This window comes from Streptomyces sp. NPDC007856, assembly GCF_042868225.1.
Classification (GTDB): Bacteria; Actinomycetota; Actinomycetes; order Streptomycetales; family Streptomycetaceae; genus Streptomyces.
In genome coordinates this window covers 20,916-43,249 of sequence record NZ_JBIAEC010000012.1, presented here as the reverse complement: position 1 = coordinate 43,249, position 22,334 = coordinate 20,916, and the positions used below count along the sequence as shown (strand labels likewise).

General features: G+C 70.3%; 22 protein-coding genes and 2 pseudogenes. 9 read left to right on the top strand and 15 right to left on the bottom strand.

Annotated features, from left to right (window positions below; all coding sequences use genetic code 11):
• Positions 1-110 precede the first annotated feature (110 nt).
• The gene (locus ACFYOH_RS26855; RefSeq protein WP_388630295.1) at positions 111-899 is read right to left on the bottom strand and encodes an SDR family oxidoreductase; all 789 of its coding nucleotides are present in this window, start codon (positions 897-899) and stop codon (positions 111-113) included.
• A 74-nt stretch (positions 900-973) separates the two neighbouring features.
• On the opposite strand from ACFYOH_RS26855, the gene ACFYOH_RS26850 reads away from it, so the two are divergent.
• Positions 974-1,825 (top strand): hypothetical protein, encoded by an 852-nt coding sequence (locus ACFYOH_RS26850; RefSeq protein ID WP_388630292.1) that lies wholly within the window; start codon positions 974-976, stop codon positions 1,823-1,825.
• Here the strand turns inward: ACFYOH_RS26850 and ACFYOH_RS26845 are convergent.
• Both ACFYOH_RS26845 and ACFYOH_RS26840 read right to left on the bottom strand, forming a co-directional pair.
• Positions 1,818-3,698, bottom strand: coding sequence for an MFS transporter (locus tag ACFYOH_RS26845; RefSeq protein WP_388630289.1), 1,881 nt, complete (start codon positions 3,696-3,698; stop codon positions 1,818-1,820). The two genes, ACFYOH_RS26850 and ACFYOH_RS26845, sit on opposite strands and share 8 nt — an antisense overlap.
• A gap of 311 nt (positions 3,699-4,009) precedes the next feature.
• Positions 4,010-6,727, bottom strand: a complete 2,718-nt coding sequence (locus tag ACFYOH_RS26840; protein WP_388630286.1) for a D-alanyl-D-alanine carboxypeptidase — start codon at positions 6,725-6,727, stop codon at positions 4,010-4,012.
• A 195-nt stretch (positions 6,728-6,922) separates the two neighbouring features.
• Between ACFYOH_RS26840 and ACFYOH_RS26835 the strand changes: the two genes are divergently transcribed.
• From ACFYOH_RS26835 to ACFYOH_RS26825, 3 genes are all read left to right on the top strand, one after another.
• Complete coding sequence (locus ACFYOH_RS26835) at positions 6,923-7,678, top strand: GPP34 family phosphoprotein (protein ID WP_388630283.1); 756 nt, start codon at positions 6,923-6,925, stop codon at positions 7,676-7,678.
• A 293-nt stretch (positions 7,679-7,971) separates the two neighbouring features.
• Positions 7,972-8,829, top strand: a complete 858-nt coding sequence (locus ACFYOH_RS26830) for a helix-turn-helix transcriptional regulator (protein ID WP_228623226.1) — start codon at positions 7,972-7,974, stop codon at positions 8,827-8,829.
• A gap of 189 nt (positions 8,830-9,018) precedes the next feature.
• Positions 9,019-9,210, top strand: coding sequence for a DUF397 domain-containing protein (locus ACFYOH_RS26825; RefSeq protein ID WP_388630280.1), 192 nt, complete (start codon positions 9,019-9,021; stop codon positions 9,208-9,210).
• Between the two features lie 119 nt (positions 9,211-9,329).
• On the opposite strand, the gene ACFYOH_RS26820 is transcribed toward ACFYOH_RS26825, so the two are convergent.
• The 3 genes and pseudogenes from ACFYOH_RS26820 to ACFYOH_RS26810 form a co-directional block, all read right to left on the bottom strand.
• Complete coding sequence (locus ACFYOH_RS26820) at positions 9,330-10,196, bottom strand: MerR family transcriptional regulator (RefSeq protein WP_388630277.1); 867 nt, start codon at positions 10,194-10,196, stop codon at positions 9,330-9,332.
• A gap of 84 nt (positions 10,197-10,280) precedes the next feature.
• Positions 10,281-10,769 (bottom strand): glutathione peroxidase, encoded by a 489-nt coding sequence (locus tag ACFYOH_RS26815; protein ID WP_388630274.1) that lies wholly within the window; start codon positions 10,767-10,769, stop codon positions 10,281-10,283.
• Positions 10,766-11,449, bottom strand: a pseudogene (locus tag ACFYOH_RS26810) (ArsR/SmtB family transcription factor); the annotation flags it as partial. The pseudogene ACFYOH_RS26810 and the gene ACFYOH_RS26815, both read right to left, overlap by 4 nt.
• Here ACFYOH_RS26810 and ACFYOH_RS26805 point away from each other — a divergent pair.
• A pseudogene (locus ACFYOH_RS26805) lies at positions 11,450-12,028 on the top strand (MFS transporter); the annotation flags it as partial.
• Here ACFYOH_RS26805 and ACFYOH_RS26800 read toward each other — a convergent pair.
• The 9 genes from ACFYOH_RS26800 to ACFYOH_RS26760 form a co-directional block, all read right to left on the bottom strand.
• Positions 11,967-12,800 (bottom strand): slipin family protein, encoded by an 834-nt coding sequence (locus ACFYOH_RS26800; protein WP_388630271.1) that lies wholly within the window; start codon positions 12,798-12,800, stop codon positions 11,967-11,969. The pseudogene ACFYOH_RS26805 and the gene ACFYOH_RS26800 sit on opposite strands and share 62 nt — an antisense overlap.
• A 138-nt stretch (positions 12,801-12,938) precedes the next feature.
• Entirely contained in the window at positions 12,939-13,448 is a 510-nt protein-coding gene (locus ACFYOH_RS26795) for a hypothetical protein (protein WP_388630268.1), read from the bottom strand.
• Between the two features lie 571 nt (positions 13,449-14,019).
• The gene (locus ACFYOH_RS26790) at positions 14,020-14,373 is read right to left on the bottom strand and encodes a hypothetical protein (protein ID WP_388630265.1); all 354 of its coding nucleotides are present in this window, start codon (positions 14,371-14,373) and stop codon (positions 14,020-14,022) included.
• Between the two features lie 272 nt (positions 14,374-14,645).
• Positions 14,646-15,200, bottom strand: coding sequence for a DoxX family protein (locus ACFYOH_RS26785; protein WP_388630262.1), 555 nt, complete (start codon positions 15,198-15,200; stop codon positions 14,646-14,648).
• Positions 15,201-15,595: 395 nt separating this feature from the next.
• On the bottom strand, positions 15,596-15,796 hold the full coding sequence (locus ACFYOH_RS26780) for a dehydrogenase (protein ID WP_388630259.1): 201 nt from the start codon (positions 15,794-15,796) through the stop codon (positions 15,596-15,598).
• Between the two features lie 72 nt (positions 15,797-15,868).
• Positions 15,869-16,417 (bottom strand): DUF1062 domain-containing protein, encoded by a 549-nt coding sequence (locus ACFYOH_RS26775; RefSeq protein ID WP_388630256.1) that lies wholly within the window; start codon positions 16,415-16,417, stop codon positions 15,869-15,871.
• Positions 16,418-16,612: 195 nt separating this feature from the next.
• Positions 16,613-17,155 (bottom strand): GNAT family N-acetyltransferase, encoded by a 543-nt coding sequence (locus ACFYOH_RS26770; protein WP_388630253.1) that lies wholly within the window; start codon positions 17,153-17,155, stop codon positions 16,613-16,615.
• Positions 17,156-17,248: 93 nt separating this feature from the next.
• A complete protein-coding gene (locus ACFYOH_RS26765) occupies positions 17,249-17,623 on the bottom strand; it encodes a VOC family protein (protein WP_388630250.1) in 375 nt (124 codons plus the stop codon).
• A 98-nt stretch (positions 17,624-17,721) separates the two neighbouring features.
• On the bottom strand, positions 17,722-18,129 hold the full coding sequence (locus ACFYOH_RS26760) for an ArsR/SmtB family transcription factor (RefSeq protein WP_388630247.1): 408 nt from the start codon (positions 18,127-18,129) through the stop codon (positions 17,722-17,724).
• A 154-nt stretch (positions 18,130-18,283) separates the two neighbouring features.
• Here ACFYOH_RS26760 and ACFYOH_RS26755 point away from each other — a divergent pair, with 154 nt between their 5' ends.
• The 4 genes from ACFYOH_RS26755 (at position 18,284) to ACFYOH_RS26740 (ending at position 22,097) form a co-directional block, all read left to right on the top strand.
• Positions 18,284-20,260 carry a heavy metal translocating P-type ATPase gene (locus ACFYOH_RS26755; protein WP_388630244.1) on the top strand — a complete coding sequence of 659 codons (1,977 nt, stop codon included), beginning with the start codon at positions 18,284-18,286 and terminating at the stop codon, positions 20,258-20,260.
• Positions 20,257-20,655: a (2Fe-2S) ferredoxin domain-containing protein gene (locus ACFYOH_RS26750; protein ID WP_388630241.1), complete on the top strand. Its 399-nt coding sequence runs from the start codon at positions 20,257-20,259 to the stop codon at positions 20,653-20,655. The genes ACFYOH_RS26755 and ACFYOH_RS26750 overlap by 4 nt, the downstream gene beginning before the upstream one ends.
• 323 nt (positions 20,656-20,978) lie before the next feature.
• Positions 20,979-21,113: a hypothetical protein gene (locus tag ACFYOH_RS26745; protein ID WP_388630238.1), complete on the top strand. Its 135-nt coding sequence runs from the start codon at positions 20,979-20,981 to the stop codon at positions 21,111-21,113.
• Between the two features lie 234 nt (positions 21,114-21,347).
• Positions 21,348-22,097, top strand: coding sequence for a hypothetical protein (locus ACFYOH_RS26740; protein ID WP_388630235.1), 750 nt, complete (start codon positions 21,348-21,350; stop codon positions 22,095-22,097).
• Positions 22,098-22,334 lie beyond the last annotated feature (237 nt).

The following is a 22,334-nucleotide window of genomic DNA, read 5'->3' as shown; positions in this document are numbered from 1 at the left end:
CGGTCACATGAACGCGACAAGCAAGAGTAAGGTCAAGTCAACGTAAAAATGTTCGACTTGATGATTCACGTTCATCTACATGAACACATCGACCTGCGGCGCGAGTTCCCTCAACGCATCAGCTCTCCCGCGTTGACCAGCAGCGACTGCCCGGTGATGGCCCGCGCCCGGTCCGAGGACAGGAACACGGCGGCATCCGCCACGTCCCCGTCCGTCGCGAGCTCCGGCAGTGCCATCCGCTCCGTCAGCCGCCCCAGCACCTCCGCCTCCGGCACCCCTTCCGTCTGTGCGGTGAACCGGACGTAGGCCTGCACTGGCGGCCCCCACATCCAGCCCGGCAGGACGGTGTTGACCCGGATCCGATACGGCCCGAGCTCCCGCGCCAGGGAGTACATCGCACTGGTCAGCGCCCCCTTGGACGCGGCGTAGGCCGCCTGCTTCACCTGTGAGGGCGCGGCGACCGCCGACTGCGTCCCGATGAAGACCACGCAGCCGCCCCCGCCCGCCTTCAGTGCCGGCAGACAGGCCCGCGTCATCCGGAGCGTGCCCAGCAGGTTCACGTCGACGACCGACTGCCAGGTCGCGAAGTCCGCGTCCTCCAGCCCGCCGAAAAGGGAGTCCCAGGCCGCGACATGGACCACCGCGTCGATGCCGCCGAACCGCTCCCGCGCCAGCGCCGCCAGCGCCGCGCACTGCCCCTCGTCGGTGATGTCGGTCGCCCGGTACGCCGTGCGCCCGCCACCCGGATCGATCTCCGCCGCGCTCTTGGCGAGGTTCGCCTCGGTCCGCGCCCCGAGCACCGCGTTCCCGCCGTCCCGTACGACGGCCGCGGCGACCTGGTGACCGAGCCCGGCGCCCACTCCCGATACGACCACTGTCTTGCCTGCGAGCAGGGACATCGGTGCCTCCCGCGGTATGGCGCTTTGTCTGACGGAGCGTCAGAGTAGGGGCCGGCGCAGGAAAGGGGAACCGCATGGGCGAGGACACCCGCAGCGAGACGTACGCCGAACTGGCCGCCGTAGGACCGTACGGCGTCCGGCCCGGCCACGCCCTGATCACCATGGTCGAGCCGCACCCGGGCCACGAGTACGCCTACAACCGCTGGTACGAGGACGACCACTACTACGCCGGCGCGATGGCCATGCCCTGGATGTACGCGGGACGCCGCTGGGTCGCGACCCGGGATCTGCAGCTCCTGCGGTACCCCGAGAAGTCGGCCGTCGCCCAGCCCGTCACGGCCGGCTGCTACCTCTCCACCTACTGGATCACCGACGGCCGCTACGACGACCACATGAAGTGGACCGTGGCCATCAACAAGCGCCTCAACCGCGACGCCCGCGTCCACCACGCCCGCACCCACGTCTTCACGGCCTTCCAGGACCACGAGACGACCGTCTACCGCGACGGCGCGGCGGGCCCGCGCGACTTCCACGCCCTCGACCACCCGTACGCCGGGCTGGTCCTGGAGGTGATCGACGCCGAGTCGCCGCAGCAGCGGGCCGAACTGGTGGAGTGGCTGCGCGCCCGGCACCTGCCCCGCCGCCTCGCCGGCTCCCCGGCGGCCATGGTCACGGCCTTCCGGCCCACCCCCCTGCCGGGCGACCGCATGACCTACGTCAAGCAGGTCGAGGGCGTGGACACCCGGGTGACCCTGCTGTGGTTCCTGGAGGCCGACCCACGGGAGTGCTGGGAGCAGCACTTCACCGGCCTGGACACGGAGGTCGCCGCCGGCCCGGGGCTCGGGCGGGTGGAGCTGGTGGCGCCGTTCATCCCGACGATTCCCGGCACGGACGCCTACGTCGCCGAGCTGCGCGGCTCTACTTGAGTTCGTCCGGGCAGGGGGTGCCGCGCGGCAGCTGGTACGGCGCGGCCAGCCGGTACGTGCCGGCCCGCGGCGCGATCAGCATCGTCCACTTGTCCCCGTTCGCGTCCTGAGACGTCTCCGTCAGACACCCGTTGACGTTCCGGTACCGCTTCGGCGGGCCGGAGGAGACCGGCTGCGGCGGCTTCAGGCTCTTCCCGTGCTCGTCGACGATGCTCAGCCAGGGCGAGTAGGGGATCCTGATCAGGATCCGCCCGGCCTTGCGCACCTGAAGCGTCATCTCACCCTGCTCGGCCCGGTCCACCACCGCGTCGGGCTCGGCGAGCGGCGTCGGATCGGTCACCCGGAACAGCTGCCAGTTGGCGTCGCCCCACAGCTGCGTCAGATACGGCATCCCGCGCCGCAGCAGCTCCCGCTCCCGCTCGCCGCCGTCGCCGTCCGGGTTGTCCTTCGGCAGGACGACGAAGTGGACGGCCCAGCGCTGCAGCCACTCGTGGTAGTTCGCGGAGTTGAGGGTGTCGTCGTAGAAGAGCGGGTTGCGCTCCATGTCGGCCTGCCGGTTCCAGCCGCGCGCCAGGTTGACGTACGGCGCGAGCGCGGAGGCCTCCCGGTGCGAGCGGGCCGGGACCACCTCGACGCGGCCCTTCTCGGCGCCGGCCTTCTGCAGCTGGTGCACGAGCGGGGCGAGCTCACGGGCCCAGGACGCGGCCGGGGTCGTGTGGATGATGTCGTCCACCGACTTGAAGCCGATCCAGCCGGCGAAGCCGAGGAGCGCCAGCACGGTCGTGTACCACTTGCGGGACTTCGGCACCGTGAACGGCAGCGCGGCCACCAGCGCCGCACCCGCGAACAGCATCGGCAGCCGGGAGATGTTCGACCCGATCTGCGAGCTGATCAGCCACACCAGCACCACGCCGACGCTGTAGACGGCCGCCGTCAGCCGGACCGTCACCCACTGCCTGGGCGCGAGGAACAGGCACAGCAGGCCGTACAGCAGGGGCAGGATCACCGAGCCGATCGTCATCGGCTGGGTGCCCGAGAACGGGAAGAGGAAGTACGAGGCGGCGACCACCACCGTCGGGGCGAGCCCCAGCGCCCAGGCGCCCGGCCGACGCTTCTGCAGGAACAGCGCGACCGCGACCAGCCCGACGAACAGGCCCGAGACGGGCGAGGCCATGGTGGAGAGCCCGGCCAGCGGGGCGGCCACCGCCGCCTTCGCCCAGCGTTTGTGCCGCCACCGGTACGGCCAGCAGAAGACGGCCGCGACGGCGCCGAGCGCGAACATCGTGCCGAGCCCGAAGGTCACCCGACCGGAGATCGCGTTGCACAGCAACGCGAAGACCCCGGCGAGCGAGGCCCACAGCGGGTTCTTCACCGCGCGGCTGCGGATCAGGACCAGCGTCAGCAGGCCCGCCGACACGGTCCCGGCGATCATCATCGTCGTACGGACACCGAGCACGGCCATCAGATACGGCGACACCACGCTGTACGACACCGGGTGCATGCCGCCGTACCAGGCCAGGTTGTACGCCGAGTCCGGGTGCCGGCCGACGAACTCGGCCCAGGCGTCCTGCGCCGCGAGATCGCCACCACTGTTCGCGAACGTGAAGAACCAGACGATGTGCAGGACCCCCGCGAGGGTCGTCACGGACAGCACGGGGTGCCTCAGCAGCCGCTGCCGCAGGGGTTCGGCGGCGGCGAGAAGGCGCGCGAGTCTGCCGACGGGCGCGTCGAGGTGCTCACTGCCCGTACGGCCGTCCGGGTGGCCGGTGTGATCCCCGCGACCGTCCCGGTCAGGCTCGGACAGGCGTATTCGCGGGCCGGATCCCGGCCCCGGATCGGCGTCGTCGGCGCGTGTCGGCTCGGCTGTGGCCACCTGAAGGCACTCCCCGTGTCCCGTCTTCTGTTCTCGGCCGTGTTCCACGGTGTTCCCGGCTGCTTCCCGTCCAGTTCGCGGCCATGCCCCGTGACCGGCGACCTGCCCCGATTCGTGACGCTAGCACGCGCGCCTTGTGTGGCGCGGCTCGCCTCCGGGGCGCTTCAGCCGGTGCCGGGAGTGCGACCGTGCTCACCCCTTCGGGCCTCCGCGCGGTCACACTCCCGGCACCGGCGCGCCCCTTCGGCTCACTCGCGCCGCCGCGGGTCTCCGTCGGCGGGGTGCGTGCTGGTGACGGCCGGGGTGCGGACTCAGCCCAGACGGGTCAGCTTGGCGCCGAAGCCGGGCTCCGTCAGATCCTTCTGCAGGGCCACCGGCACCTTGACGGCGCCGGCCGAACCGTCACCCACGGTGAGCGAGCCGACCTGGGTGCCGGCCTTCGCGGTGTGCGGCAGCCTGCCGGAGGTGAAGGACAGCTTCACCTTCAGCCCCGACCAGCCGGCCGCCGTGACGTCCTGCGTCGCCACGACCGGGGTACGGCCGCCGAGACCGTCGTCGACGTACCCGACCACATCGCCCTTCTTCAGGATCGTCACGGACTTCAGGGCGCCCTGCGCGGCCCGGATCAGCTTGTCGCCCGCGTCCAGGACCCCGCTGATGATGGTGTTGTCGAAACCGCCGGCGGGCTGGCGCAGCACGGCCCCGATGACGGTCCGCGTCTCGCCGCCGACCTGCTGCTTCGCCGCGAAGACCAGGTTGCCGAGCGCGGCGGTCGAGGTGCCGGTCTTGATGCCGACGACGTTGTTGTGGCCGACCAGTCGGTTGTAGTTGGAGTGGTTGACGCCCTTGTAGTCGTCGTACGACATCATCGCCGCGACCTCGCGGAAGACGGGCTGCTGCATCGCGGCGCGGGCCAGCTTCACCTGGTCCACCGCCGTGCTGACCGTGGAGGCGGTCAGGCCCGAGGGGTCGGTGTACCTGGTGTTGCTCATGCCGAGGCTCTTGGCGGCGGCGTTCATCTTCTCCGTGAACGCCTGCTCCGAACCGGAGTCCCAGCGGGCGAGCAGCCGGGCCACGTTGTTGGCGGAGGGCAGGAGGATGGCCTCCAGGGCCTCGCGCTCGGAGATCCGGTCACCCGCGGTGACGCGGACGGTGGACTCCTGGCCGGCGTCCGACTGCTGCTCGGCGGGCTTGTCGATCTTGATCTTCGGCCCGTCCTGGCCGCTCTTGAGCGGGTGGTCGCGCAGGATGAGGTACGCCGTCATCACCTTCGCGACACTCGCGATCGGTACGGGCTTCTGGGCGCCGGAGGAGCCGAACGTGCCGATGCCCTGGACGTCGAGCGCGGCCTGACCGGTGGTCGGCCACGGGATGCCGACCTTGCCGCCGTCGAAGGTGTAGGTGTCCTTCGCGGTGAGGTCGAGGGTGGGGTCGGGCAGCGGGCGAAGGGTCTGTACGACCGCGAAGACGATCGCCAGGAGCAGGACCAGGGGGGTCCAGATCTTGACCCGGCGCACGAGCGTGCGGACCGCGGTCTCCGGGGGCGGGGGCGTGTTCGTCAGCTCCGCCAGGAGGTCCAGCGGGGGCTTCGGGGGGAGGGGCTGCTGGGTGGTGCGCTCGGGGCCTACGTGGGGGACGGGGGTGGTGACGTCCGGCTTGGCAGCCGGCACCATGTCGTTCTTGAGCGCGACGAACTTGCTGGTGCGCTCGGAGTCGGACTCGGGGGACTTCGGCTTGCCGCCCAGCTTGAGCATGGTCGTCGGCTGATCGACCGGCGGCTTCTTGAAGACGGTGGTGGGCTGATCTACGGCGTCCGCCTCCGGCGTGGGGGCCGGCTCGTCGTCCGCCTCGGCTTCGCCTTCGGCGTCCGTGTTCCCGCCCGCACCACCCGTGCGGGTCTCGTCGTCGGCTGCGGGTGACCCCTGCGGGGCGTCCCCACCGGGGGCGTCCTCAGGCCCGTCCTCGGCCTCCGCACCGGCCTTTGCCTTCGCGTCCGCCTCGGCTTCGCCTTCGGCGTCCGTGTTCCCGCCCGCACCACCCGTGCGGGTCTCGTCGTCGGCTGCGGGTGACCCCTGCGGGGCGTCCCCACCGGGGGCGTCCTCAGGCCCGTCCTCGGCCTCCGCCGCCTCGGCTTCGGACTTCGGGCTCGCCTCGGTCTTCGCTTCCTCGGCGGCCTTCTGGTCGGCGTCGGCGTCGGCGTGCGCCTCCCCCTCCGCGTCCGCATCCGAGGCCGCGTCAGCGTCCGTCTCCGTGCCCCCGTTGGCCTCCGCCTCCGCGCCCTCGGCCTTTGCCTTCGCATCGCCGGGCACGTCAGCCTCAGCCTCCGCGTTGCCCTCAGCCCCGGCGCCGCCGTCCGCGTCGGCCTCGGCGTCAGCGTTCGCGTCGGCGTCAAGGCCGGCGTCGGCGTCCGCGTCTCGGTCCGCGTCGGCCTCAGCCACGGTGCCGCCGTCCGCGTCAGCCTTCGCCTGCGCGTCGCGGTCAGCGTCAGCCTCCGCGTCGCGGTCCGCGTCCGCCTCCGCTTCGGACTTCGGGCTGGCCTCGGTCTTCGCTTCCTCGGCGGCCTTCTGGTCGGCGTCGGCGCGCGCCTCCCCCTCCGCGTCCGCATCCGAGGCCGCGTCAGCGTCCGTCTCCGTGCCCGCGTTGGCCTCCGCCTCGGCGTCCGCGGCCTCCGCCTCCGCGTCCGCGGCCTCCGCCTTCGTCTCGGCCTCCTCGGGCTCGGGCGCAGCCTCCTCCGGCTTCGGCTCATCCGTTGCCGTCGGGCCGGGAGTTGTGGGCGCGGCGGTGCGGACCCAGGCTGAGACCGCCTCGCGGAGGGCGGTGTCCTCCGGCGAGGCTTCCGTGGGGCGGGGCTTGGGGTCGCGGACCGACAGGATCTTCGTCGCGGTGTCCACGCCGCGGGGCGAGGAATCCTTTTCCCGGGAGACGGCGAGGCGCGGATCGCGTGCCTCGGGAACCGGACCCGCGCTCCCCGACGTCGGTTCTGCCGACGACTCGCGCTGCTTCGACCTGTCGGGGGACTCGCCCGCCACCGATGCCTCCTCATGCGCCGCACGCCCACGCGCGCGCCCTGTCCGAACCATGTACCAGTGTCCTGTGTGGGGGCTTGGCCCCTGCGGTAGACGAGAACGACATACCTACCGGTTCCCTCACGAACCGGTCACGCACCCTCGACAGACCAATGTGAGAGGGGTCACCCTGTCATTCATCCACGCGGGGAGGCATGGATGGGCAGGAGCCGCAGAACACTTCCGGAGGAGCTTCTGTTGCTGGCATTGGACCCGACCACGGGTACCACTGCGCAGCCGCAGTCGCTCGACCTCGGTCTGGCCGGAGCACAGCTAGTGGAGCTGGCGCTGGCCGGACGGATAGCCCCAGACGGGGATCGTATCGCCGTGGTGGTGCCACGGCCGACAGGAGATCCGACTCTGGACTGCGCGTTGGAGTTGCTGCGAAGGCGTGGCGCTCCCGTGCGTGCCGTCCACTGGATCGGCGGACCCCGGCTGGGGCTCCGTCAGACGTACCTCTCGCACCTGGAGCGGTGCGGCATGGTGCATGCCGTGGCCGGTCAGATGTGCGGGGTGCTGCCGACGACTCGCTATCAGGCGACGGACAACGAGATCAGCCGGGAGATCCGAGCCCGGCTGGATTCCGCGATCCGCACCGGCGTACCGCCGGACCCGCGGACCGCGGCGCTCGCCGCCCTGGCGCACGCCGTCGGACTCGGCAAGCACCTGTATCCGGGGAACGAGGGACGGTCGTCCCGGTCCCGGCTGCGGGATCTGATCCGGCACGACCCCATGGGCGGTCTTGTCGCACACGCCGTGATGGACGTGCAGAACGGCGCTGCCGCACAGCCGCGCCGTGGCCCGGCCGCCACCGGGCGGCAGGGTGTGGCAGGCGCCAGGTCCGCGGCGGAACCCGCGCGCGGGGTTCCGATGCAGCCGCACCGCGGATCCATGGCACGCGTCGTGGCCCACTGAGCCGTAACCGCGGTTCCGAGCCGTACCCCCGGTTCGGGCCGTAACCCCGGTTCGCCCAGACCCGTTCGGGAGCCGCTGGTCAGAGCGGGGCGGTGAGGTCCTTCCCCGGGACCTCGCCGTCCCGCTCGACTGCGTCCGGGCACACCATCGGGTGGCGAGCCGTGGCGAACTGACGCGTACGCGCCGCATATCCACCATTTGCCAGCGGTAGAAAGCACCTTGGTGGCAGTCTGCTCAGCAGCAGATACGGAAAGTGTTAGGCAAACAGGCAGGCAGCCGGAGGTGCACGTCCCGTGGCGTCCAATGTCAATCCCACCGTCAGGCGGCGCCGGCTGGGCCAGGAGCTGCGCAGGCTCCGGGAGCTCAAAGGTATGACGGCCGAGGAAGTGGCCGAGCGTCTGCTCGTGTCGCAGTCGAAGATCAGCCGGCTGGAGAACGGCCGGAGAAGCATCAGTCAGCGCGATGTGCGTGACCTGTGCGGGGTGTACGAGGTCGAGGACCAGCGGATCGTCGACTCGCTGATGGAGATGGCCCGGGATTCCCGGCAGCAGGGGTGGTGGCACACCTTCGGGGACATCCCGTACAGCGTGTACATCGGGCTGGAGACCGATGCCGAGTCGCTGCGGGTGTACGAACCCCAACTGGTGACCGGTCTGTTGCAGACCCGCGCCTACGCGGAGGCGCTGGTGCAGGGCGCGCTGCCGGAGACGTCGACCGCCGAGATCGAGAAGCGTGTGCAGGTGCGCATGCGCCGACAGGAACGTATCACCGCCGAGAACAACCCGCTCCGGCTGTGGGTGGTGCTCGACGAGGCGGCGCTCAAGCGCGTCGTGGGCAGCAGGCTGGTGATGCGGGAGCAGCTGGACCATCTGATCGAGATGTCCCAGCTGCCGCACGTCACGGTGCAGGTGCTGCCGTTCGAGGTCGGCGCGCATCCGGGGCTCAATGGCCAGTACGCGATCCTGGAGTTCGCCGACGCGGCCGACTCCAGCGTGGTCTACCTGGAGGGTGTCACCAGTGACCTGTATCTGGAGAAGGCCCAGGACGTGCAGAAGTACGCCGTGATGTACGAACATCTGCGGGCGCAGTCCCTCAATGTGGAGCAATCCAGGCAGTTCATTGCGAAGGTGGCCAAACAGTACGCGGAGTGAACTCCTGTCACGGAGGGCGCCAGATAGTACACCGCCGGTCCACTCCAATGGAAGGCTCCCCTGGAATATGCCATCCGGTTGAGTGAACGACTACTCCGGCAAGGGCAGTTGCCCGGTAGCGTCGATCACGCCAATCAGACGACCAGGTTGGCGTGAACCGCACTACCGCAACTCGCAACAGGAGTGGACATGGCACTGATTCAGGGCGCTTCGGAGACGTGGATGAAGTCCTCCTATTCCGCGGGCAACGGCGCTTGCGTCGAGGTCAAGTCGCCCACCGACGCCGAACTCGCCGTCCGTGACTCCAAGGTCCCCGCGGGCCCGATCCTGGCCTTCCCGGCCGACGCGTGGAACGCCTTCGTGACCTCGGTCAAGGCCTAGGGGGCCCTCCCTGACCTTCGTCAGTGAACCCCTCGAAGAAAACAACTTCACACACCAGAAGAGCCCTCTCGACCGGTCGCCGTCCTTGCCGAGAGGGCACCTTCTGTTCCGGGGTACGGTCACACCGCCCTCGTGACTCGCGACACTGGGAACGCCACGTCGCACACCGGGTCCTCGGGGCCTGACGCGTCCCAGTCCGCCCAGTAGATCTCGCGGCAGGGACCGGCCATCTCCAGCCCCTCGGCCGCCATCCACTGCTCCACCGCCTCGAAGGCGGCCAGGATCTGCGGATGCGCCACCTGCGCCTTGGTGATCCGGGTGTAGGCCAGCCGGGCCGCCGGTTCCACCCGTACCGCCGTCTTCCAGGCCCTCCCCCGCCCGGCGGCCCACGCCCGGGCCGCCGCCTCGTCGGCCACCGGCACACAGGACTCGACCGGGCCGTCGCTCTCCATCGACACCTCGGAGTGGTAGACCACGAACGGCGCGCCCGTCATGCCCCCGCACTCCCGCGCCGCCGCCTCCAGCCGGCCCAGCGACGACCCGATCCACGTCGGCAGCTCGTCCGCCAGTGTGTGCCGCGACTCGGTGATCACCACCTGCGCCGGCACGGCCACGGTCTCGATCGCGAACTTCTCGTACATCTCGGAGCTCCTCCCGGACAGCCGTCCACGGAGGTACTCGGCAAGTGTCCGCTGCCCGGCCACCCGGCTCTCCACGTCCGCCCAGTAGGCGGCCAGCCGGTCGGCGGCCTCGGGGCCCTCGGCGCCGAGCACCTCGGCGATCCGGGCCAGCGGCATGTCCAGCTGCCGCAACAGGGCCACAAGACGGGCGCGTTCGGCCTGGTCGGCGCGGTAGTAGCGGTAGCCGGTCGTCTCGTCGACGTGTGCGGGCCGCAGCAGGCCGAGCCGGTCGTACAGGCGCAGCGCCTTGGCCGACAGCCGGGCCCGCGCGGCGAACGCGCCGATGGTGAGCTGGTCGTCGTCCACCGTGCCATCCTCCGTCACCGGGCGGATCCGCCGCCCGGTGACAGGGACACTCGGCTCTGCCCCAGGGGCAAGGTCAAGCGCCGCTCAGCCGAGCTGGGCCTCGATGGCGGTCACGATCGCGTCGGACTCGGGCTCGGTCTGCGGCGAGAACCGGGCGACGACCGTGCCGTCCCGGCCGATCAGGAACTTCTCGAAGTTCCAGCGGATGTCGCCGGTGTGCCCCTCGGCGTCGGCGACGTCCACCAGGCGCTCGTACAGCGGGTGCCGGCCCTCGCCGTTCACCTCGACCTTCTCGGTGAGCGGGAAGGTCACGCCGTACGTCGCCGAGCAGAACTCCGCGATCTCCTCGGCGGTGCCGGGCTCCTGGCCGAGGAACTGGTTGCAGGGCACGCCGAGCACGGTGAAGCCACGGTCGGCATACCGTTCCTGGAGCTTCTCCAGGCCGGTGTACTGGGGGGTGAGGCCGCACTTGGAGGCCACGTTGACGACGAGGACCGCCTTGCCGGCGTACTGGGCGAGGTTGGCGGGGCCGCCGGTGAGGGCGTCGATTTCGACATTCAGCACGTTGGTCATGACTGGATGCTAGGCGCTCGGAGGATTGGGCCGTCATGGGCCGTCTTTTGGCTGCCGGTCCGTCGTGGTTGCTCGCGCAGTTCCCCGCGCCCCTTTGGGGCGCGCTGTCCTACCGCTTCCACCAGGACATTCCCGGCATCTGTGCGCCGGTACAACACCGACCGCCCCGCCCTCCGCCGCTCCACCAGCCCCGCTTCCCTGAGCACCTTCAGATGGCGCCCCACCGAGCCCAGCCCCGGCCCGGTCACCGCCGTGAGCTGGGTGGTGCTCATGGGGGCGGCCAGGAGGACCAGGACCTCGGCCCGGGCCGGACCCAGAAGCGCGCCCAACGCGGACGGGACGGTCCTGATGCCCGCGTCGGCCAGGGCGCCGGCGCACGGGTAGACCGCCGCGTAGCGCACGCCGTCGTCCCAGGCGACCCAGCCCGCCCGCTGCACGGTCACTGGTACGAAGATCAGCTCGGCCCCGGAGATCTCGCGGGGCGGGTACTCGTACAGGTTGATCTGGAGCAGGTTCTCGCCGAGCCAACGGGTGCGTCCGGGCCGCAGCTCGTCCAGCACGCTCACCCAGCCGCCCCGGCTCACCCGCGCGGTGCGCGCGACCACGTCCGCCTCCAGCACCCGCCGGCGCCGCTCCCAGGACGGCCGTACCGTCGCCTCCCACACCCACTCCAGGAGGACAACGCCCTGCTGTGGTCGTCCCGCCCGCGCCGCCTCACCTATCTGGGTCTGTGGCTGCCCAACGGCCTGGTCGTCGGCTGCGAGTCCCTGTACGTGTCGTACGCGCCGCACGCCGCGGGCACCCTGTTCGCCTGCGGGGCGTTCGGCATGTTCGCCGGAGATGTGACGGTGGGCCGGCTGCTGCCGCCCGCGGTACGCCGCCGCCTGGCCACGCCCCTGCTGCTTCTGCTGGCGACGCCGTACCTGGTGTTCTGCGCGCACCCGCCGCTGCCGGTCGCGGCGGTGTGCGTGATGGTCGCCTCCGTGGGCTTCGGTGCGAGCCTGGTGCAGCAGGAGCGGCTGATGGAGCTGACCCCGGGGGAGCTCGCCGGGCAGGCCCTGGGGCTGCACTCGTCCGGCATGCTGACCATGCAGGGCGTGAGCGCCGCGCTGGCCGGCGCGGTGGCCCAACTCACCTCGCCCGCCGCCGGGATGACCGTGATGGCGGCGGGCTCGGTGGCTGTGACACTGGCGCTCGCTACGGCTGCTCGGCGCTCTCCGCGGCCGGGGCGGGAGCCTGCTGCTGCCGCGGCACGCTGAGGTCGGCGTCGATCTTCTGCACGGTCCGGTCGAAGTAGCGCAACAGCTCGACGGGGAAGGGCATCACAAGGGTCGAGTTCTTCTCGGCGGCGACCTCGACGACCGTCTGGAGGAGCCGCAGCTGCATGGCCTCCGGGCTGTCGGACATGATCCGGGAGGCGTTGGCGAGCTGCTGTGCGGCCTGGAACTCACCGTCGGCGGTGATGACCCGGGCCCGCCGCTCCCGCTCGGCCTCGGCCTGCCGGGACATGGACCGCTTCAGCGACTCGGGCAGCTGTACATCCTTGATCTCGACGCGGTCGATGTGAATGCCCCACCCGGCGGCCGGGCTGTCGATCATCAGAGCGAGCCCTTCGTGCAGCCGCTCCCGGTCACTCAACAGGTCGTCCAGATCGCTCTTTCCGATGATGGACCGCAGGGAGGACTGGGCGACCTGGCCGACGGCGAAGACGTAGTCCTGCACCTCGATGGCCGCGCGCGCCGGGTCGGTGACCCGGAAGTAGACGACCGCGTCGACCTTCACGGACACGTTGTCCTTGGTGATGCCCTCCTGGGTGGGCACGGGCATGGTCACGACCTGCACATTGACCTTGCGCATACGGTCGGCGAAGGGGATCAGGAAGGTGATGCCCGGCTGCCGGTAGCCCGGCAGGGCCTTGCCCCACCGGAACACGACCCCGCGCTCCACCTGGTTGACCACCCGCATACCGCTCTTGAGCACGAGCAGCGCCAACAGCGCCACCACGACGACCGCCACCACGGTGCCTTCCATGGCACTCCATTCCTCACAACGGTACGGACACCGGGGAGGACACCGGCGGTGGCCGGATGGATGCGGTCACCCGCGTCACGAATCCGTCAAGGTTCCGCCGGCGGCCCGGTCCTGTGCGTAGGGCGGCGGGCGGCGCTGTCACCACTCGTCGTCGCAGACCACCCGGAAGCTGCCCACGACGCTGTCGTCACCGAAGTTGAACAGGCCCTCGCGATCGAACAGGCCCTCGTGGAAGGTGCTCGTCACCACGCCACTGGTCTCGCCGTGGGGACCCACGACGGCGACCGGAGCCCCGTTGTCACAGTTGAAGCCCCGGAAGACCTCGATGGTCCTGTGGCTGTCGTTGAAAACGCTGAAGCTGCTGGCGCCCAGTCCGCTGGCCGCGGTGATGCATCCTTCGGCGGAGGCGGAGTAGGTACGTTCGTTGAAGAAGATCCTCCCGCCGTCCCAATGACCGCGGCCACGTCCGCCGCCGCCGTCGCGTCCGCCGCCGTCGCGTCCACCGCGGCCTTCGTTGCCGCCGCGGCCTTCGTTCATCTCTCCGCTTGCTTTCGTGTCGTTCGAGGAAGCCGCGGCAGGAGCGGCCTGTTGGACGGGCTGGGCCGCCGGGTGGGCAGGAGAGGCCGCCGGGCGGGCCGGATGCGCCACCGGATGGGCCGCCCGGTGGGCAGACGGGGATGCCGGGGCGGATCCGGCGGTCGTGGCGAAGGTGATGCCGGCGGCGGCAAGGACGGTCGCGCCTACTCCGGCGCCGATCACAGCAAAAGTACGCGGGGCCATGTCACTTCTCTCTGTCTCACGGACGTCGGCCCGGACGACCGACCTTCGATGAACGTACCGAGAGCTCTCATGACTGGCATTCCGGATATGTCCAGGGTGTGACAGCGTGAGCCCAGCCGGGTGGAAGCGCGGTCTTCGTCCCGGCGGTCCGCTTTCCCTGGTTCGGCTACGGCGGCGACCCGCGCCACTCCGGCCGGCCGGCCGCAGCGGCTCCGGGGACGGCGTCGTCCGGGCGGCGGGCCCGTCGACCCGTATCCCGTCCGGTCAGCAATTCCGCTGCCTGGTGGTGCGTGTGTTCCGCGGCGAGTTGAGCCTCGGCGACGACGTCACCGCGTTCGCGTATCAGGTCCTCATAGATCGGCAGGCGATCGTTTCCGGGTGAGCTGTGTGTCATCGTCGGCCCAATTTCATGGTGATCGATAAAGCGGTCGGTCAACTGTCAGGCTCGGTTGAGCCGGGCAGCGATCCCGTGGCCGATCAGCAGATACATGACGGCCGGGAGACCGTAATTGAGGGCAACGCGTAGACCCTCTGTGTGCGTCGTGAAAATGTCCTGTGACCACCAGGACAGCCAGTCCGCCGTGCCCCGCACGAATTCGACGAAGATATTCGCGCGGTTCGCGTCGAGCAGGAACAACAGGACCCACAGGCCCAGCAGTCCCGCCGCGGTGTCGGCGATCGTGCAGATGGCGACGGCCGTACGCCGTGTGGTGTCCCGGCGGCGCACAGGGCGGTCCGGGCCGGTGGGCTGGTCGTATGCCTGGTATCCGGGAGTCGGGCCGATGTTGTTCACAGGAAGAATCCGATCTGACGTTCTGACGCGGTGGCAGTATCGGCGCACCCGTGCCAGGGCGCCGAAATCCAGCCGGGTCGGCTCCCGGCTTCTTCCTGCTTCTGCGTTCCGCCCGCACTACGGTGTTACACCGCCGTCCGCGATGCTCCGAATATGGCCGTCTATACAGGCACTTGCCCACATGTTGATGCGCCAGGGCACTTTTCCGGACTGAATGCGGGGGTGTGATTCGGGGCCGGCACAGAGCTCGTCCACTGGTGTTCGCGCAATTCTCACAGGCTCAGCGTGATGGCGGCAGCGACGCCTCCGAGTCCCAACGCGAAGCCGGCTTCGAGCCAGCCGCCCCTGCCCCAGGGGAAGAACCGGTCGAGAGCCAGGCGGCCCGGCCCGATCGCCGCCACGGCCAGGGCGACGACGGCGATGCAGACGTTGTACTCCACGCCACCGTTCACGTCCCACAGGCCGTGGGCCCCCGTGACGGTCGCCATGGCGTTGATCATCGTGCCGATCAGGGCGGCGGCCGCGAGGGGTGTGAGAAGTCCCGCGGCCAGGCCGAGCCCGCCGAGGAACTCGGAGAGACCGCCGATCACCGCGAACACCTTCCCCGGGCGGAAGCCCAGACCGGCGAACCCCTTGCCGGTGGCCGTCAGACCCGGGCCCCCGAACAGGCCGAAGAGCTTCTGAGAGCCGTGTCCGGCCATGAACAGTCCGAAGGTCAGCCGCACCAGCAGAAGCCCCCAGTCGCCGGCGGACCCTCCTCGGTCCGGGGCCGGCCGGGTCGCCGGTCGCGTGGGAGTCGAGGACCTGCCCGTGTTGCGCTTCGTCATGAGAGTGCTCCGGTACGACGCCGGGTGCGTGGCGCCCCTACCGATACTTCCGTAACAACAGGGACCTCGCACATCGGACGCCGCGCGCCGTTCGAGACGAGACGGCGCCCCTGCCGGAGGCTGCGCCATGGGGTGGGTGTCGCCCGCCCCGCTGCCCTGGCCTGCAGTTCAGCGGCCCGCACGGAGGAGGAGCACCATGGCCGGACCCCGGCGGGGAACCGCGTCGGACGACGGAGCCGTACCGCACTCGCCCCAGGCCCCTCGGGCGAGCGCCCGCGAATCGGTGCGCCTCGCGCTGGTGACCGGCGCCCTCGGCGTGGTCTTCGGCAGGTGTGGGCACGCCGAACGCGGATCTGCGGGGGCGCCGCAGTCTGTGGCGGCGCCGGCGGTGGATGTCAGCGGAACAGCTCCGGCACCGGGCAGATCCCCAGAGGCTCATCCGGCCGGTCGGCCCAGCGCCACCAGACATGCCGACCGGTACACCTCCACAGGACCCGGCAGGTCCGCCGGGCTTCGTCCTCACGCGCGGCGAGGACGAAGCCGCCGAACCTCATGGGCAGGCTGCACTCGGGACAGGCCGGGCCTTCGTCGCTCATGCGGGCACCCTACGGAATCCGGAGTCCTGTCCGGCGGGTCCCGCCGGACAGGCCCGTGGTCCCGAGGCGGGCTCAGCGCTTGAGCGTGAAGGTGAAGTCGCCGGAGAGCCTTCCGCTCAGCCGGACCGCCGAAACGAGCTTCCCCTCCGCGATCAGTCCCTCGGCCTCGGCCCGCGAAAGACCGCAGCCCTCGGCGATCAGTCGCACCGGCCGGACAGGAATCCGCGCCGCGAAGCGGACCGAGATGTCGATCACCTCGCGGTCCAGGTGATCCGATCCGCCGGTGTCCAGGCGCCAGGCGCCCGCCCAGTCGAGGGCGATGCGATTACGGCGCCGCACGACCGGATCCTGGAGCAACTCGGCTGCCAGTCCAGGGTCGTTGTCATGCAGTCGGTCCAGCAGCTCAGGTCGTACGGAGCGCACGTTCATCCGCTCCAGAACCGTCAGCTTCGCGGTTTCCCCGCAGCCGGTACAGAGCACGAGGAGCCAGGCGTCGAGGAGCTTGTGGTTGGCGATGACGCGAAATCTGCCGTTCGCCCGGAAGCGCTCGGACGCGCACGCGTGGCAACGGCGGAGGACGAGCGGCAGGCAGGTGGGCGCGACCACCCAGGTGTTGAGCACAGAAGTACACCGGTTTCAGTGAGAAGTCCGCAGCAAAAAGCGGCGCGGCGCACGAGGCGCGACGCGCGACCGATCAGCTCTCGGGGGGTCTCACAGGGTGTACAACGGCACGTCCTTGGCCAGACGACTTGGTTCGGCAGCACGGTAATGGCGCACAGCGGCGCCGCTCCACCGGTTTTCGAGCGGTGGGACAGCTCAGCCCTTCGAGCCCGGCTTCCAGTCCCGGACGAGCAGCCCGAGCAGCACCTCGTCCAGGAACTCGCCCATCACCCAGGCCGAGGAGCGCAGCACGCCCTCGCGGACGAAGCCGTTGCGCTCGGCGGAGCGCAGCATCGCGGCGTTGTCCGACAGCGTCTCGATCTGCAGCCGCTGCAGGCCGCGCACGACGAAACCGTAGTGGCACAGCACCGCGACCACGTCCGTGCCGTAGCCCTTGCCGCGGCAGGACGGCAACAGCCCCAGCCCGATGTGCGCGGACCGGTTGTGGTTGTCGATGCTCCACAGCGACGCGGTGCCGACCAGCGGGCCGCCGTCCAACTCCACCACGGAGAACGGGACGTGCCGCTGATCCTTGTCGTCCACCACGAGGGGCGAGTCCCTCGAGCCGGGCGTGATCGGCCGCCACGGCCGGCCTTGGGACCGCGAGGAGTTGACCACGTCGTCGTGCAGCTCGGCCTGCAGTATCGGGATGTCGTCCTCGTGCCGGGCCCTGAGCGCGACCTTGCTGCCCTTCAGCATGCGCGCTTCTTATCCGACCGGGCCGACCGGCGGCAAACCATTAAAGACCGCGCACCGGGACCAAGCGACTTCCACCGCGACGGCCCGGCGGGCTCAGTGGAGGCAGAGGCAGAACGGATGGCCGGCCGGGTCCGCGTAGATCCGCCAGTTGGCCTCCGGGCGGAGCTGGTCCGTCCGCTCCAGCACGGTCGCGCCGAGGGCGAGTGCCCGCTTCTCCTCGCCGTCGAGGTCGTCCACGTCGAAGTCCAGGTGGAGCTGCTGCGGGCGCTCCTGGCCGGGCCATTCGGGCGCCTGGTAGCCGTCCACCCGCTGGCAGGCCAGCGGCGTCCCCTCGAACCCGTGCACCTCGACCCAGTCGGGTTCCTCCGGATCCGCGACCACCCGCCCGCCGAGCAGGTCCGCGTAGAACTCCGCGAGCTGTACCGGATCGGCGCAGTCCAGCGCGACCGCCTGCAGCTTTCGAATCACTTCCGACACCCCTCGCTCTTCGGCCGCTACCGCGACACCCCTGTACGGGAGGGTCGTACCCGCGGCGGCGGCGGGCATGCCGCTGCCGCTCCGGGTGCTCAGCGTGCCCCGGCCGTCACGGCGGCCGGGGTGTCGGCCGGAGTCTCGGCGGGGGTGTCGCGCAGGCCGAGGCGCAGGTGCTCGACGTGGTAGAGGGCCTGTTCCAGGAGTTCGGCGACGTGGTTGTCGTAGAGGGCGTAGATGACCGAGCGGCCCCGGCGCTCGCCGGTGACCAGGCCGAGGTTGCGCAGCAGCCGGAGCTGGTGGGAGCAGGCGGACTGCTCCATGCCGACGGCGTCGGCGAGTTCCGTCGCCGCGCACGGGCCCTCCTGGAGGCGGGCGAGGATCCGCAGCCGGGAGGGCGTGGCCAGCGCCTGGAGGGTGGCGGCCACATCGGAGGCGCCCACGGTCTCCAGACGCTCACGCGCGGTGGCTTTGGTCTTGGCGGCGTCAGCTCGGTGGCCCATGGCCTTCATCCTACGGAGAACCATTCATGAACGCATGAATGAGTCTTCATGCAGTCCTGTACGGTGGGGGAAGCGGCGCCTGCCCCGGGCTGCCCGCGATCTCGTTGTTCCCTCGTGCCTTTGTGTCGTGCCTTTGTGAAGGACCGCCTCTCCGATGACCTCCACCCTCGTTCCGGCACCCGTCCGCACCGCCGGCGCACGCGGTGACGGCGCGCCCCGGCGGCGCACCCGCGTCTTCGCGCTTCCCGAGGCGCGCTGGGCGGCCGCGGCCACGGTCCTGTTCCTGCTCGCGCTCCCGTTGCAGCTGACCGGTGCACCGGCGTGGGCGTGGGGGCCGCTGTACGCGCTCACCTATGCGGCCGGCGGCTGGGAGCCGGGCTGGGCGGGTCTGCGGGCGCTGCGGGAGAAGACCCTCGACGTCGACCTGCTGATGGTCGTCGCCGCGCTCGGGGCGGCGGCGATCGGGCAGGTGATGGACGGGGCGCTGCTGATCGTCATCTTTGCCACGTCGGGGGCGCTGGAGGCGCTGGCCACCGCGCGCACGGCCGACTCGGTGCGGGGGCTGCTCGACCTGGCGCCGGCCACCGCCACCCGCGTCGACGCGGACGGCGACGAAGCCGTCGTGACCGTCGAGGAGCTGTCCGTCGGCGATGTCGTCCTCGTGCGGCCCGGCGAGCGCATCGGCGCCGACGGGCGGGTGCTCGACGGGGCGAGCGAGGTCGACCAGGCGACCATCACCGGCGAACCGCTGCCCGTGGCCAAGGAGAAGGACGACGAGGTCTTCGCGGGCACCCTCAACGGCACCGGCGCCCTGCGCGTCCGCGTCGAGCGCGGGGCCTCCGACACGGTGATCGCCCGGATCGTGCGGATGGTGGAGGAGGCATCGCAGACCAAGGCGCCCACCCAGCTGTTCATCGAGAAGGTCGAACAGCGGTACTCGCTGGGCATGGTGGCGGCGACCCTCGCCGTGTTCCTGCTGCCGCTCGCCTTCGGCGCGGACCTCACCGGCTCCCTCCTGAGGGCGATGACCTTCATGATCGTGGCGTCGCCCTGCGCGGTCGTCCTGGCGACCATGCCGCCACTGCTGTCGGCGATCGCGAACGCCGGCCGGCACGGGGTGCTGGTCAAGTCCGCGGTGGTGATGGAGCGGCTGGGTGAGGTCGACGCGGTGGCGCTCGACAAGACCGGGACGCTGACCGAGGGCACGCCGCGCCTCACCGACGTACGGCCGCTGACCGGATCCGGTCTGGACGAGGCGGAGCTGCTGGCGCTGGCGGCCGGGGCCGAGCACCCGAGTGAGCACCCGCTGGCCCGGGCGGTGGTGGCCGCGGCACGCGAGCGCGGACTCGCTCTCGCGGTGGCGGAGCACTTCGACTCCACACCCGGCGTCGGGGTGACCGCTGCCGTCGACGGGCGGGTCGTCGCGGTCGGGGCTCCGGCGCGCCTCCTCGGCGGCGCGACGGACGCCGCGTCCGCGCGAGCCGCCGCCCTCGCCGGTGGATTGGAGGAGGACGGGCGGACCGCGGTGCTGGTCATGGCGGACGGTGCGCCCGTGGGCCTGCTGGGCATCGCCGACCGGCTGCGCGCCGACGCCGCCCCGACCGTCTCCTCCCTGACGACCCTCACCGGCACCGCACCGCTGCTGGTGACCGGTGACAACCCACGTGCCGCCGCCCGCCTCGCGGCCGAGGTCGGCATCGAGGACGTCCGTGCCGGACTGCTGCCCCAGCACAAAGTGGACGCGGTCCGGGAACTGGAGAAGTCCGGCCGCAAGGTGATGGTGGTCGGCGACGGCGTCAACGACGCCCCCGCGCTCGCCGCCGCGCATACCGGTGTCGCCATGGGCCGGGCGGGCTCGGACCTGGCCCTGGAGACCGCCGACCTCGTGATCGTCCGCGACGAACTGGCCACCGTCCCCGCCGTGATCTCCCTGTCCCGGCGCGCCCGCGCCCTCGTGGTGCAGAACCTGGTGATCGCCGCGGTGTTCATCGCCGGCCTGGTGGTCTGGGACCTGGCCGGCGCCCTGCCGCTGCCGCTCGGCGTCGCGGGCCACGAGGGCTCCACCGTCATCGTCGGCCTCAACGGCCTGCGGCTGCTGCGCGAGGCGGCCTGGCGGCGGGCCGCGGAGTGAGCTGCCGCAAGCCTCCCGCCCGGGCGGCGGCGCCCCGGTGCACGGTGACCGTGTGCCGGGGCTGCTGCTGCGGCACGGACAGGATTCCCGGCGTCGACCACGCGGCCCAACTCGCCACGCTGAAGGCGGAACTCGAAGCGGTTGCCCAGGTGCGGGCGGTGAACTGCCTCGACGCCTGCGAGCAGGCCAACGTCATCGTCGTACAGCCGTCCCCGGCCGGCCGGGCGGCAGGAGGGCGGCCGGTCTGGCTCGGCCTGGTCAACGACCCCGACGCGACCGCCGACATCACCGCGTGGGTACGGGCGGGCGGGCCGGGTCTCGCCGAACCGCCCGACATCCTCGACCTGTACGCCTTCGCTCCGTCCCGGCGCGTCCGGAGAGCCGTGGAGGACTGAGACCGACCCGGCCATACGAATGCGCCGCGCGACTCCGCCGACGCCGTGCTTGGATTCGCAGCTTCGGTGACGCGCCCCGCCCGGATCGGAAGGGGCTACCTGACGCAGAACCAGCCCGTGACTACCGACGGGGTGGTAGGCATCGACCGAACTCAACGCCATCCTCACCCCTGACGAGCCGACCACTCTCGCTGCCCACATGGTGCCGGAAGTACAGGACCCGAACTGCGACGCCGTCTACGACCCAACTCGTTGGGCGTAGCACAATCCCCGCCAAGAAGCTCGACTGCACTGACCCGCATGCCGATTACAAGGTCCTGAAGATGGACAAGGAGGGTGTCGTCGATACCTTCTCGTGTTCCGACGTCCCAGGCACGACCGGCTCGCTCACCCAGCTGGGCCCAGGCGGATCGTTCGTCGTCTGCTTCAAGGAAAACGACGAGAAGGGCAAGAAATAGCAGGGAGCAGCCTACCCTTGCCCCAAGGGAGGTCACACACCGTGCATTACGCGCGACAGTCCCTCGTGGCAGTGCGCTGAAGGCACCTCAGAGGTGCTTCATGCGGCGCTGTTCATGCGCGATGCTGCAGCTCTACCGGTTCCACCGTCAGCGGCCGTGCATCGGCCCTCTCTGGATCGGGATTTGCTGGCTGTCCAGTGGCTGGAGTGGTGGAGGAAACTGGTCCGCCATGAGATGAGCGAGATCCACCTGACTCGGAAGGGCAACAACGCGCTCTCGGCGGCGATCAGCCCGGCGCAGCACGGTTTCCGGCGCCGCTACGCGCGGGCGATCGAGGAGGAGAACAAGGTCACGCTCCAGGAGCTCGACCTGTTCCGCAAGGATGTCTCCACCTACGTACGTCTCTATGACTTCATGTCCCAGATCGTCGACTACGACGATCCCTACATGGAGATGCTCTCGATCTTCCTGCGCTTGCTGGAGAAGGTCATCGCCGAGTCCGCCTGGGCGGCCGAGGTGGACCTTTCCGACGTGGTGCTGGTCGGGGTCAAGCACAACAAGGCAATCCAGGTCGACATCTCACTTGTGGGCGACGGGCAGCTGAAGGGCATCAGCGCCGCCGGCACGGGAATGAAGAAGGATCCGAAGTACGTCGCGCTCCAGGTCGTCATAGACAAGATGAACGACCTCTTCGGTGCCGAATCGTTCGCCGAGTACCAGGCCAGGGAGTTCGTGCAGGGACTCGTCCAGCAGTTGCTCGCCGACCCGAACCTGATCAGGCAGACCAAGGCGAACTCCAAGAAGCAGTTCCTGGAGTCACCAGATTTCCAAGCCGCCGTTACGGAGGCGGTCGCAGACAACCAGGACGCCCACAACACGATGGCTGACTACTTCTTCACCGACGGGCCGGCCATCAACTCGATCATCGTCGCTCTTGCGGATGCCTTCTACGAAGCAGCGATCGATCAGCAGGTGGATTCATAGATACGGCAGCACGCACGTCGCACCCAGCAAGCGGGCCTTGGGTCAAGGCCCGCCCGCCTACTGCCAGACTCCGACCTCAGCGTTTGCGCCAGTCTTTGTGGGGTTCGATGAGGGTGCTGCCTCCTGCCCACTTCATCCTGCAGACCGGGCAGATCACGTACCACTCGTCGCCTGGTGCACTTTCGTCCATGTACCCGTCCTGTCCTGTCCCAGGGCAGTCTTCGGTGATTTCTTCTT

Excerpts from the sequence above, each read along its gene's own strand:
- ACFYOH_RS26800 (WP_388630271.1), bottom strand. The coding sequence starts at position 12,800 with ATGGAAGGCACCGTGGTGGCGGTCGTCGTGGTGGCGCTGTTGGCGCTG.
- ACFYOH_RS26760 (WP_388630247.1), bottom strand. The coding sequence starts at position 18,129 with ATGGGCCACCGAGCTGACGCCGCCAAGACCAAAGCCACCGCGCGTGAG.
- ACFYOH_RS26755 (WP_388630244.1), top strand. The coding sequence starts at position 18,284 with ATGACCTCCACCCTCGTTCCGGCACCCGTCCGCACCGCCGGCGCACGC.
- ACFYOH_RS26785 (WP_388630262.1), bottom strand. The coding sequence starts at position 15,200 with ATGACGAAGCGCAACACGGGCAGGTCCTCGACTCCCACGCGACCGGCG.
- ACFYOH_RS26835 (WP_388630283.1), top strand. The coding sequence starts at position 6,923 with ATGGGCAGGAGCCGCAGAACACTTCCGGAGGAGCTTCTGTTGCTGGCA.
- ACFYOH_RS26815 (WP_388630274.1), bottom strand. The coding sequence starts at position 10,769 with ATGACCAACGTGCTGAATGTCGAAATCGACGCCCTCACCGGCGGCCCC.
- ACFYOH_RS26855 (WP_388630295.1), bottom strand. The coding sequence starts at position 899 with ATGTCCCTGCTCGCAGGCAAGACAGTGGTCGTATCGGGAGTGGGCGCC.
- ACFYOH_RS26745 (WP_388630238.1), top strand. The coding sequence starts at position 20,979 with ATGGACAAGGAGGGTGTCGTCGATACCTTCTCGTGTTCCGACGTCCCA.
- ACFYOH_RS26770 (WP_388630253.1), bottom strand. The coding sequence starts at position 17,155 with ATGCTGAAGGGCAGCAAGGTCGCGCTCAGGGCCCGGCACGAGGACGAC.
- ACFYOH_RS26780 (WP_388630259.1), bottom strand. The coding sequence starts at position 15,796 with ATGAGCGACGAAGGCCCGGCCTGTCCCGAGTGCAGCCTGCCCATGAGG.
- ACFYOH_RS26740 (WP_388630235.1), top strand. The coding sequence starts at position 21,348 with ATGAGCGAGATCCACCTGACTCGGAAGGGCAACAACGCGCTCTCGGCG.
- ACFYOH_RS26825 (WP_388630280.1), top strand. The coding sequence starts at position 9,019 with ATGGCACTGATTCAGGGCGCTTCGGAGACGTGGATGAAGTCCTCCTAT.
- ACFYOH_RS26850 (WP_388630292.1), top strand. The coding sequence starts at position 974 with ATGGGCGAGGACACCCGCAGCGAGACGTACGCCGAACTGGCCGCCGTA.